This is a genomic window from Bradyrhizobium sp. ORS 285 (assembly GCF_900176205.1).
Classification (GTDB): Bacteria; Pseudomonadota; Alphaproteobacteria; order Rhizobiales; family Xanthobacteraceae; genus Bradyrhizobium.
This window is the reverse complement of sequence record NZ_LT859959.1, coordinates 6,031,297-6,042,147: the sequence shown is the minus strand read 5'-3', so window position 1 is coordinate 6,042,147 and position 10,851 is coordinate 6,031,297. Positions and strand designations below refer to the sequence as shown.

The following is a 10,851-nucleotide window of genomic DNA, read 5'->3' as shown; positions in this document are numbered from 1 at the left end:
TATCAACATGGGACCTCCTCTTAGCAGCCGGAGGGCGGAATCGCAAAGTCATCCTGCGCCCGGCTCGCGTGAAGGCGCCTATTCGATCTCGCCGAGCCGGGGGAAGAGGCCGGCATTGGCCGAAAGCAGGGCGCGCGCTTTGGCGCTGTCGTCGTCCATCTGCCGGATCAGGGCCTCGATAGAGGTGAATTTGGCCTCCTCGCGGATGAAGCCGATGAAGGCGACATCCAGGACCTCGCCGTAGAGGCTGTCCTTGAAGTCGAACAGGAAGCTTTCCAGCAGCGGCGCACCGTTGTCGAAGGTGGGGCGGCGGCCGAAATTGGCGACGCCGTCGATCAGGACCCGGTTCGCGCCGCGGCCGCGGCCGACCCGGACGGCATAGATGCCGTGGCGAAGACCGCAATCGCGGTCGAGCCGCATGTTGGCGGTGGGGTAGCCGAGGTCGCGGCCGCGCTTCTCGCCGTGGATGACCTCCGAGGTCACGAACCAGGGGCCCCCGAGCATGGCGGTGGCTTCAGCGACTTGGCCCTCGGCCAGCGCCTCGCGGATGGCGGTCGACGAGACCGGCCGCTCGTCGATGTCGACATGCGGCTGGACCTCAACCGTGATGCCGAGCTTGGGCGCCTCGCTGGCGAGCAGGCTGGGCGAGCCGACCCGACCCTTGCCGAAATGGAAGTCGTAGCCGACCGCGATTCCGGCGACGCCGAGCCGGCCGATGAGATCGTGGTGAATGAAGTCCTGCGCCGGGGTCTGGGCACGGCCCTTGTCGAAGGTCATGACGACCGCGCCGGCGAGCCCGGTTCCAGCCAGCAGCCGGAGCTTGGCGGTCTCGTCCGTCAGCCGGAATTGCGGGGTATTGGGGCTGAAAAACCGCCGCGGATGCGGCTCGAAGGTCAGCGCGAAGGCCGGGCGGCCCTTGGCTCTGCCCATCTCGATCGCGGCCTCGATAACGGCCCGGTGACCAAGATGGACACCGTCGAAATTTCCCATCGCCACCAGCGCGCCCTTGAGGATGTCCTGTGGCGGGGTGGAATCGCGGATGATCGTGAAGTCAGGCATCTGACGGAAATGTCTCGCGAATTTCTTCAAGCCGCCGATCCGGCGGGGCGGGTTCGACCGTGGGCGGCCGGCCTGCCGAAGTCAAGCCAAAGGGGGCCCGGATTTCATGCAGCGCAGCAATAGCGACATGCAGCCGCAGCGCAGTTAACGCGCTGTTTAACGGCTGATGCTACTCCTGGGGCCGGATGGCGGGGTCGCTGAAAGACCTGCCAAAAGAGCATTTTTGGTAACAGTCTGCGCGTTGTGTTCGCGTTGGGGGAGTCAAGATGGCGGTTGATTTGACGATGCCGGTGCTCGTCGTCGACGATTACAGCACCATGATCCGTATCATCAGGAATCTTCTGAAGCAGATCGGTTTCGAGGACATCGACGACGCGAGCGACGGCTCGATGGCGCTCAACAAGATGCGCGCCAAGAAGTACGGCCTCGTGATCTCCGACTGGAACATGGAGCCGATGACCGGCTACGACCTGCTCCGCGAGGTCCGCGCCGATCCGAATCTGGCGACCACGCCGTTCATCATGATCACTGCGGAATCCAAGACCGAGAACGTGATCGCGGCCAAGAAGGCCGGCGTGAACAACTACATCGTCAAGCCGTTCAACGCCGCGACCCTGAAGACCAAGATCGACGCGGTGTTCCCGGACATGGCGACGGCCTGAAGGCCGCCCGATCTCATCGGAGACAAAAAGACGCCCGGCAGTGCCGGGCGTTTTTTCGTTTCAGGGTCGGCTCACCACTTCAATTCGCGCATCAGCGCGCGGGGCGGGTGGCCGAACAGCTCCCTGACCGAGGCCGGATCGAGCTGCTCGACGCCGGCGAATTCCTCGGAATGGATGCCGCGGGTGACGAACAGGCAGTCGATGCCGAAGCCGTGCGCGCCGGCGAGATCGGTGCGGACGGAATCGCCGATCGCCAGGACATCTTCGCGCGCGACGGACCGGCCGGCATGCTGTTCGGCGAGCTGCATGGCGCGCTCGTAGATCGGCCGGTGCGGCTTGCCGTAGAAGATCACCTCGCCGCCGAGCTCGCGATACAGCTCGGCGATGGCGCCGGCGCAGTAGATCAGCCGGTCGCCGCGCTCGACCACGATGTCAGGATTGGCGCAGATCAGCGGCAGCTTGCGCTCGCGCGCCTGCAGCAGCATCGGCCGGTAGTCCTCGGCGGTCTCGGTCTCGTCGTCATAGAGGCCGGTGCAGATGATGTAGGAGGCCTCCTCGAGCGGCGAGAGCGCCAGGTCGAGGCCGCGATGGATCGAGTTGTCGCGCTCGGGGCCGAGCCAGAACACCTTGCCGCCGGGATGGTCGGCGACGTAATGGCGCGTGAGATCGCCCGAGGAGACGATCGCGCTGTAGACCTCGTCGGCGACGCCGAGCTTGCGCAACTGGCGCTGCACCGAGTCGGCCGGCCGCGGCGCATTGGTGATCAGGATGACCGTGCCGCCCTCGCTTTTGAAGCGATGCAGCGCGTCGCAGGCCTCCGGAAATGACTCCAGCCCGTTATGGACCACGCCCCAGATGTCGCTCAGCAGCACCCGCTTGCGGCCGACCAGATCGCGCAGCCGCTCCTCGAAACGCAAAGCGGTCATGGCCGGCGACTTGAACTAGATGTTTCCGGCGATGCGGCGGACCAGAGCGGCGTTGCCGCTGCGGGTCGCAGCGCTGGCATTCGGCGCGTCGAGGGAGGGAGTGCCGGCGGCATTGGGATCCTGGATCTTGATGTCCTGCCCGCCCGCGGGGCTGGCAGCGGCCTCGCCGGTAGCAGATGCGCCCTCCGGTCGCAATGGGCGGGGCGGCGCGAACAGAAAACCCTGGCCGAAGCGGACGTCGTAGTCGAGCAGGTCGACGACGCTGTTCTCGCCCTCGATCCGCTCGGCAATCAGGTCGATGCCGAAACGGCCGAGCAGGTCGGACAGATCGGTCGGGTGGATGTCGGACACCGAGCTCTGCTTGGGGTCGAGCAGCAGCGCGGCCGGCACCTTGATGAAGCGGACGCCGCGATCGGCCAGCTCGCGCGGCTCGAAGCGGAGGTCGGTGACATGGTCGATCGAGAAGCGGTAGCCGCGCTGCGCCAGCGCTGCGAGGTGCTCGGTTTCCGTCGATCCGAGGTTCCGTAAGGTCGACTGCTTGAATTCGAGAATGAAGGACGGCGCCAGCGCCCGGTTGGCCTCGAGGAAGTCGAGGCACTGGGAAAAGTTCGAAGGGCTGCTCAGCGTCGCCGAGGAGATGTTGCAGAAGATGCCGACATCCTTGTTACGGACCATCAGCCGGCGCAGCACCTGGACACAACGAAGCAGGACCATGTGGTCGATACGCCCGACCAGGCCCGCCGCCTCGGCGATGCCGATGAAATCCTCGGCGGCGACGATCTGGTCGCGCTCGTCGCGCAGCCGCGTCACGGCTTCGTAGAAACGCACCTTGCGCTGGGGCAGCGTCACCAGCGGCTGCAGGTAGATGTCGAGGCGATTGTCCTCGATCGCGCCTTTGACGGCGGCGAGGATCTGCGGCTGGCTGCGCGGCACTGACGGCGCCATGACCGCGGGCGCGACAGGCGTGGCTGCCGGCTGCGGAGCCGGCGAAGCCTTCGCTACAGCAGCGGGCGCCGCGCTGAAGGTGGCGGTCGCTTCCTTGGGCTTCCGATCGGCGCTGCCCAACGCTGCGGCGTTCGGCTCGGGGAAAACGGCGGAGGCGACCGGAGCAACTGCCGGAGCCTGGGTCTCGCGCGCCGGAGTCGGAGCCGCCTCGGCGGGCGCCGCCGCGGCCTGCGGAATTGCGGCAATGAGATCCTCGTGCTGGGCGACGGTCACTGCGAGCTGTTTCATCAGCCCGCCGAGCTCATTGATCTCGCCGACGACGCCCTGCAGGCGGTCGGCGCTGACCGAGTTCGACGACACCATGCGCCCTTCGACCGCCGACAGCCGCCGGCCGAATTCCGCGACTTGGCGGGCCAGGTCGGCCGTTCCGCGCGACAGATCGGCGATCTGGCTGCCGACGTCGGAGCGATCGCGCAGCCGCATCGACACGGCGTTGTACAGGATCAGAAAGGTCAGCGCGGCCAGTGAGACGATCGCGGATTCCGAGCCACTGATACCGGCCACCGAATACAGGATCAGGCCGAGCGATGCTGCGACCAAAACCATGCAAACGGCGATGAAAATCGTGGAGATACGAATCATGCTGCGCGACGCTCCCAACCAAACGCGACCTTAGCACTTCTGTTGATTCGCGAGGATAGTCGGCAGGATTCAAATACCGGGAGACGCCGATGATTTCCCGGCCGCGTGTCATTTACGCAAGTTCACGCGGAGAGGTGGAGTGTCATCGTAGGGTCGCATCCCGTAGAACAACGGTGGAGGCGCGCGGGGAGATTCAATCCGGCATGACCGGTGCGCGCTCCGCCGCTCGGGAGCCGGATAGGGCTCGTTGGCAGCAGAGGCTTCACGCCTCGTCAGGCAATGCTGATCAGCTCAAGAACTGCTGCGAGATTTCGATCCGAGATTTCGATCCATGTCGAACCATGCTCAGGCCGTCAGGAGGCCTCCGAAGCGTTGCGCTGACGCCGACGCAGAGCCGCTACGCCGAGCAGCAGCGCAGCAACGGCGACGCCAACGGGCACGTTGACTCGACCGAGCGCGCCGGCGCGTCCGCTGGTGTGGTCCGTCGATGACGGCGCCAGGGGAATCGTATCCGGATCGATGTCGTCGCTGTCCGGCTGCCGGGCCACTGGAGCCGCGATCGCCACGCGCAACCGGCTGCCGAGCGAGGGATAATGCGGCGTCGGGCTGCGCAGCTTGACCGCCGCGATCACCGCAGAGATCACCGCCAGCACGACGAAGATGCCGCCGACCACCGCGAAGGCGGTGAACAAGCCGTAGGTCATTTCCACCCAGCGGAACAAGGCGGTGAGTCCGACGATACAGGCGGCGATCAGGAAGATGCCTGCCGTGGCAAACAACCCAGCGGCAACGGCGTAGGACGTCACCGTGCCCGTCGCTTGCCGCGTACGATCCCGCATATAGGCCTGGGTGGCGCGCTTGACGCGGTTCAGCCTCTGCTCGAGGCCCAATTGCAGGAGCTCTCCTGGCGGTGCGAGCATGCGCGTCCTCCGAAAGTCGTCGCCGCGCGCGAACCGCCGGCTCGCGACATGAACGTGGAGGATTTGGGAAGGTTCCCCGGCCCGCTGAACCCTTAGGTTTGGTCTTTCTTTGCGGCCGAGGACCTGCGCGACGTTGCTCGCCTCCGATCCCCTCGAATTTCTCGGGTTGTCTTCGGGGCAGCAGTCGTTTGCTGAAGCTGGCGAACTCAGCAGTGCTTTGCCCGGCCAAACTGCGACCGCTTTCCCTCAATGGATTCTTGGTGCTGACCAGCCTATATTGAGCGGAGGAGGAGCCATGTCCGCCCGACGCGCCACCAACAGACCCGGCTACACCGCCAGCGTGATCCAGAGGCTCGCAAGGACCAACAAGATCGCGGTCGTTGCGTCGGCCAATGACGTCCTTGCTCACCATGTCACTCGCCTGTCCGGCGACGACATCGATTTCGACCCAGTCGAGAATACCATCGTCGCCTTGCAACGGGCTGGCATTCTTGATCGCGTTCAGGCGGTTCGACTTCAGGCCCGCTACTTGCGCGAAGCCGTCCGTGACATTTGATCCTTTTGGAGACTTTGAGACCCGGGGCTATTTGCGCAATCTTGCGAAGGCCAAAGACCAGAAGATCGTTCAGCGTCTCCAGCACAATTCCTTCCTGACAGGCATCGACGCGGGGCTGAAATATCTCGAAAGATGCTCCCTGTTGACCTATGCAGATGTACTCCAAGTTCACAAAATACTGTTCGAGGCGGTCTTTCCCTGGGCAGGCGAAGATCGTCTGAAAAACGCTCCGTTGATCTTCGTCAGTAAGGGCGCGGTGCTCTTCGCCCATCCGAAGGACATCCGACGTGCCGTGGAACACGCACTCGACAAAGGGCAAAACAAGGCATTCATGACCGAAAGGCCCGGCGAGGTAATGGGCTATCTTGCCTATGGCCATCCGTTTCTCGACGGCAACGGACGCACGATCATGCTGATCCATGCCGAACTCGCGCGGCGCGCCGGCTTTGGCATTGATTGGTCGACCACGGACAAGGACCAGTATCTTGCCGCCCTGACCGAGGAGATCGAGACTCCCGGCCGAGGTAAGCTGGACAGCTACCTGAGACCTTTTCTCCGCAAAGACTTGTCACAGAATAATCTTGCCAGTGCGATCAAGGCGGCCCCGGGCCTCGACGGCGATGACGTCGATACCGTCTCTGGCCGCATCGGGGATCCAGCGCTTGAGGCTCGCTATGAGGCTCAGGAGTTGAAGCGCAGGGATCCAGGCGCCTAACTCTATCAGTGCCCGCGCCTAAAGCGCGATGAGATCAGGATGAATCGTCATCGCGCTTTAGGTTATTGTTTGCGCATGATCTTTTCGGAAAACCGCTGCGCACTTTTCCGGATCATGCTTTAGGACGAGACATCCGCTGCAAACAAAAATGGCGGCTCTGAAAGCCGCCATTGATTGTTGGATCAGGTTTCGCGCGGCTTACGCCACGGCCTTGATGACCTTGCCGACCTTCTCGACGATCTCGCCGATCTGATCCTCGTTGATGATCAGCGGCGGGGTCAAAGCGAGGGTGTCGCCGGCGATGCGCAGCATCAGGTCGGTGTTGTGGAAGGCGTGCTCCATCGCCTGATAGCCGCGCTTGCCGACGGCGTCGGGCAGGGCTGCGAGGTCGATGCCGGCGGTCAGGCCGACGGTGCGGATGTCGAGCACGTTGGGCAGGCCCTTGAGCGACATCACGGCGTCCGCCCATTTCGGCTCGATCGCCTTGGTTTGCTCGAACAGCTTCTCGTCGCGGTAGATGTCGAGCGTGGCGAGGCCGGCCGCGCAGGCGATCGGGTGCGCCGAGTAGGTGTAGCCATGGGTGAACTCCACCATGTGCTCCGGGCCGCTCATGAACGCGTCATGGATGGTGTCGCGCACCAGCACGCCGCCCATCGGCGCTGCGCCGTTGGTGACGCCCTTGGCGAAGGTCAGCAGGTCCGGCGTCACGCCGTAGCGCTCGGCGGCGAAGGCATGGCCGAGGCGGCCGAAGCCGGTGATGACCTCGTCGAAGATCAAGAGGATGCCGTGCTTCTGGGTGATCTCGCGCAGCCGCTTGAGATAGCCCTTCGGCGCCGGGATCACGCCGGTGGAGCCGGCCATCGGCTCGACGATGACGGCGGCGATGGTGTTGGCGCCGTGCAGCGCGACCAGGTTCTCGAGCTCCTCGGCGAAGTGCGCGCCGTATTCCGGCTCGCCCTTGGTGAAGGCCTGCTTCTCGCGGTCATAGGTCGCGGGGATGTGGTCGACGCCGGTCAGCAGGGTGCCGAACAGCTTGCGGTTGTTGACGATGCCGCCGACCGATGTGCCGCCGAAGCCAACGCCGTGATAGCCGCGGACGCGGCCGATCAGGCGGGTGCGGCTGCCCTGGCCGTTGATCTGGTGATAGGCGAGCGCCATCTTCAGCGCGGTGTCCGCGGCCTCCGAGCCGGAGTTGCAGAAGAACACGTGGTCGAGCCCGGCGGGGGCGAGATCGGCGATGCGGTTCGCCAGCTCGAACGCCTGGGGAATGCCGAACTGGAACGGCGGCGCGTAGTCGAGCGCGGCGGCCTGCTGGCCGATCGCCTCGGCGATCTGGGTGCGGCCGTGGCCGGCGTTGCAGCACCACATGCCGGCGGCGGCGTCGATGATCTTACGGCCGTCGACGGTGATGTAGTGCATGTCCTTGGCGCCGGCGAGCATGCGCGGGTTCTTCTTGAACGCGCGGTTCGCGGTGAACGGCATCCAATGCGCGGCAAGATCGTTCGGAACGGTGACGGCGGGGCGGGGGCTCTTGTCCAGCATGGGGACCTCTCGGGTAGTTGAGGCAGATTGTGCGACGGCGATAGCATGACCCGGAAAGGTGGCAAACCGGTTGCCAGACACTGACCGAAACGGATCGTGCGTGAGGGGCCTGAATGCGCGCGCCGACGTCGTCAGCCGATGATCCGGGCCGGCGCCAAGCTATCAGTTTCGCGGACGAACGGAAACGTCAAAGGTCCGGCGTTCCCGCTGCCCTGGTGAGCGAATTCTGCACAGCGCCAGCAGTTTGTGCCGAATATTGGAGTTGGCTGCGTCATTTCGCGCCAGCGTGCGTCGGCGCGAAGCCTCACACCAGATCGCGCGCGGTGATCCAGAACACCTCGCCCTCGGAGTCCTCGGTATCGAGCCACAGCAGCGGCAGGTCCGGGTAGGCGGCTTCGATCTGCGGGCGGTCGCGGCCGACCTCGCATAGCAGCCCGCCTTCGGCGGTCAGGTGATCGCGGGCCTCGGCGATGATGCGGTGGATGATGTCCAGGCCGTCGGCACCGCCGTCGAAGGCAAGCCGCGGCTCGGCGCGGCATTCCCTGGGCAGGCCGGCCATGCCCTCGGCGTCGACATAGGGCGGGTTGGTGATGATCAGGTCGTAACGGCGCTGGCTCAGCGGCGCGAACAGGTCGCCGCGGTGCAGCGCAATGCGCTCGCCGAGGTCGTAGTCGGCGACGTTCTTCGCTGCGACCGCGAGCGCATCCTTGGAGATGTCGACCGCGTCGATGACGGCGTTGGGAAAGTGCCGGCTGGCGAGGATCGCGAGGCACCCCGAGCCGGTGCAGAGGTCGAGCACGCTGTCGACCGCAAGGGGATCGTCGATCAGCGAGGTGCCGTCGGCATCGGCGCCGCCGAAATGCGTTTCCAGGAGCTCGCCGATGAAGGAGCGCGGCACGATCACGCGCTCGTCGACATAGAACGGCAGGCCGCGCATGTAGACCTTGTTGACCAGATACGCCGCTGGCTTGCGCGTGGCGATTCGGGCCGTGACCAGGTCGAGGATGGTCTTGCCCTCGACGGCGGTGACCCGCGCCGTGACGAAGCTCTCGAACTGCTCGGGGCGCAGATGCAAGGCCTCGCCGATCAGGAAGGCGGCCTCCGAGACCGGATCGGTGGTGCCGTGCGCGAACACCAGATCGGCGTTCTGGAAGCAGCTCACCGCATAGCGCAGGTAGTCGAGCAGGCTCACCAGCTCGCCGGTATTGACCTTCGGCAGCTTCGGGGGAGCCGTCTTGGGCGGCGCAGCCGCCTTCGCCTTCTTTGCCATCACTTCACTTCGTCCAGCGCGCCGCGGCGGCATCGTCGTGGCTCCTAGCCTCGACCCAGCTGCCGCCATCCGCGGTTTCCTCGCGCTTCCAGAACGGCGCGTTGGTCTTGAGATAATCCATCAGGAACTCGGCCGCCTCGAACGCCGCCTGGCGGTGGCTCGACGCGGTCACCACCAGCACGATGTTCTCGCCGGGTGTGATACGGCCGAAGCGGTGGATCACGGTCAGGCCCTGGAGCGGCCAGCGCGCCATCGCCTGCTCGGCATGGCGCATGATCTCGGCCTCGGCCATGCCCGGATAATGCTCGAGCGTCAGCGCCGAGATCGGCGTCTCGTGGTCGTTGCCGCGGCACAGGCCGGAGAAGCTGACGATGGCGCCGATATCGGTGCGCCCCTTGCCGAGCGCCGCGATCTCGGCAGCTGTGTCGAAATCCTCGTGCTGCACCCGGACGGTGACGATCGCGGTCATGGCGGTTGTCTTTTGGCGGTTGTCTTCTGGCGTGTGTCAGCCGCCGGTCATCGGCGGAAAGAACGCGATCTCGCGGGCGCCGGCGATGGCCGTGTCCGGCTGCACATGGGTCTGGTCGATCGCCGTGCGGATCACCCTCGGTTTCTCGAATGCATAGGCGTAGCCTTCGCCCTGCGCGGTCAGCCAGGCGATCAGCTCGCTCACGGTCCGGACATCCGCCGGCGGCTCGATCGTCTCCTCGGCCTTGCCGATGCGCTCGCGCACCCAGGCGAAATACTTCACCTTCATCGCGAATCTTCCTCGATGAGGTGGTGGATGCCGGCGCGGAAATAGTCGTAGCCGGTGTAGATCGTGAAGATCGCCGAGGCCCATAGCAGCACGATGCCGATCATGGTCACCACGGGAACCACCTGATCGCCGGCCTCGCCCGCGAGCAGGAAGCCGATCGCGATCAGCTGCATCGTGGTCTTCCACTTCGCGACCTTGGTCACGGGCACGCTGACGCGCAGCGCGGCGAGATATTCGCGCAGGCCCGACACCAGGATCTCGCGGCACAGGATCACGATCGCGGCCCACAGCGTCCAGCCATGGATGCTGTTGTCGGCGGCGAGCATCAGCAGGCACGAGGCGACCAGCAGCTTGTCGGCGATCGGGTCGAGCATGCGGCCGAACGCCGATTGCTGGTTCCAGATGCGCGCGTAATAGCCGTCGAGATAGTCGGTGATGGCTGCGGCGATGAACACGGCCACCGCGACCCAGCGCAGCCACAGCGGATAGTCCATGATGGACTGCGCGTAGATGCAGCCGACCACGACCGGTATCGCGGCGATGCGCGTATAGGTCAGGATGTTCGGCAGGGACGTCGACGTCTTGCTGGGCACGCGTGTGGTCGCAATATTCATCCGGTGTACCAATACTGCCGCCGTTCGAACGTCAACCTCCGAGCCGCGCGGCCTGGGCAGGATGACGCAGATATGACGCTGTTCGCAACGAGGTCTTGCGGGAGATAGGAACTCACCCGCCCGGTTACAAAGCGAGCGGTAACGCTTCCTTAAGCAACCCGGCGCGCCCGCGCCAGTGTCGAGATCGCTCCGGGGCGGCGCGCGCCGCTCCCTCTTATTGCGGTGCAATGACAGCAGCGCGAC

At 65.1% G+C, this 10,851-nt stretch carries 12 protein-coding genes; 3 read left to right on the top strand and 9 right to left on the bottom strand.

All coding sequences use genetic code 11. From position 1 onward, the window contains the following. Positions 1-78: 78 nt before the first annotated feature. Positions 79-1,059: a bifunctional riboflavin kinase/FAD synthetase gene (locus tag BRAD285_RS27205; protein WP_006613532.1), complete on the bottom strand. Its 981-nt coding sequence runs from the start codon at positions 1,057-1,059 to the stop codon at positions 79-81. A gap of 266 nt (positions 1,060-1,325) precedes the next feature. Here BRAD285_RS27205 and BRAD285_RS27200 point away from each other — a divergent pair, with 266 nt between their 5' ends. Next, positions 1,326-1,721, top strand: coding sequence for a response regulator (locus BRAD285_RS27200; protein ID WP_006613531.1), 396 nt, complete (start codon positions 1,326-1,328; stop codon positions 1,719-1,721). Positions 1,722-1,792: 71 nt separating this feature from the next. Here the strand turns inward: BRAD285_RS27200 and BRAD285_RS27195 are convergent, their stop codons facing one another. From BRAD285_RS27195 to BRAD285_RS27185, 3 genes are all read right to left on the bottom strand, one after another. Beyond that, positions 1,793-2,647 carry a TIGR01459 family HAD-type hydrolase gene (locus BRAD285_RS27195; protein ID WP_006613530.1) on the bottom strand — a complete coding sequence of 285 codons (855 nt, stop codon included), beginning with the start codon at positions 2,645-2,647 and terminating at the stop codon, positions 1,793-1,795. Positions 2,648-2,662: 15 nt separating this feature from the next. Then, the gene (locus BRAD285_RS27190) at positions 2,663-4,234 is read right to left on the bottom strand and encodes an EAL domain-containing protein (protein WP_006613529.1); all 1,572 of its coding nucleotides are present in this window, start codon (positions 4,232-4,234) and stop codon (positions 2,663-2,665) included. 353 nt (positions 4,235-4,587) lie between these two features. Next, entirely contained in the window at positions 4,588-5,154 is a 567-nt protein-coding gene (locus tag BRAD285_RS27185) for a phage holin family protein (RefSeq protein ID WP_006613528.1), read from the bottom strand. A gap of 295 nt (positions 5,155-5,449) precedes the next feature. Here BRAD285_RS27185 and BRAD285_RS27180 point away from each other — a divergent pair, with 295 nt between their 5' ends. Both BRAD285_RS27180 and BRAD285_RS27175 read left to right on the top strand, forming a co-directional pair. Next, positions 5,450-5,710: a hypothetical protein gene (locus BRAD285_RS27180; protein WP_006613526.1), complete on the top strand. Its 261-nt coding sequence runs from the start codon at positions 5,450-5,452 to the stop codon at positions 5,708-5,710. Next, positions 5,700-6,425, top strand: a complete 726-nt coding sequence (locus BRAD285_RS27175) for a Fic family protein (protein ID WP_006613525.1) — start codon at positions 5,700-5,702, stop codon at positions 6,423-6,425. Before BRAD285_RS27180 ends, BRAD285_RS27175 begins: the two co-directional genes overlap by 11 nt. A 198-nt stretch (positions 6,426-6,623) precedes the next feature. On the opposite strand, the gene BRAD285_RS27170 is transcribed toward BRAD285_RS27175, so the two are convergent. The 5 genes from BRAD285_RS27170 to pgsA form a co-directional block, all read right to left on the bottom strand. Then, a complete protein-coding gene (locus BRAD285_RS27170; RefSeq protein WP_006613003.1) occupies positions 6,624-7,967 on the bottom strand; it encodes an aspartate aminotransferase family protein in 1,344 nt (447 codons plus the stop codon). A gap of 304 nt (positions 7,968-8,271) precedes the next feature. After that, entirely contained in the window at positions 8,272-9,237 is a 966-nt protein-coding gene (prmB, locus tag BRAD285_RS27165) for a 50S ribosomal protein L3 N(5)-glutamine methyltransferase (RefSeq protein WP_035647126.1), read from the bottom strand. A gap of 4 nt (positions 9,238-9,241) precedes the next feature. Beyond that, entirely contained in the window at positions 9,242-9,706 is a 465-nt protein-coding gene (locus tag BRAD285_RS27160) for a molybdenum cofactor biosynthesis protein MoaE (protein WP_006613001.1), read from the bottom strand. Between the two features lie 36 nt (positions 9,707-9,742). Continuing rightward, positions 9,743-9,994: a molybdopterin converting factor subunit 1 gene (gene moaD, locus BRAD285_RS27155; protein ID WP_006613000.1), complete on the bottom strand. Its 252-nt coding sequence runs from the start codon at positions 9,992-9,994 to the stop codon at positions 9,743-9,745. Further along, positions 9,991-10,608: a CDP-diacylglycerol--glycerol-3-phosphate 3-phosphatidyltransferase gene (pgsA, locus tag BRAD285_RS27150; protein ID WP_035647124.1), complete on the bottom strand. Its 618-nt coding sequence runs from the start codon at positions 10,606-10,608 to the stop codon at positions 9,991-9,993. The genes moaD and pgsA overlap by 4 nt, the downstream gene beginning before the upstream one ends. Positions 10,609-10,851: the final 243 nt, after the last annotated feature.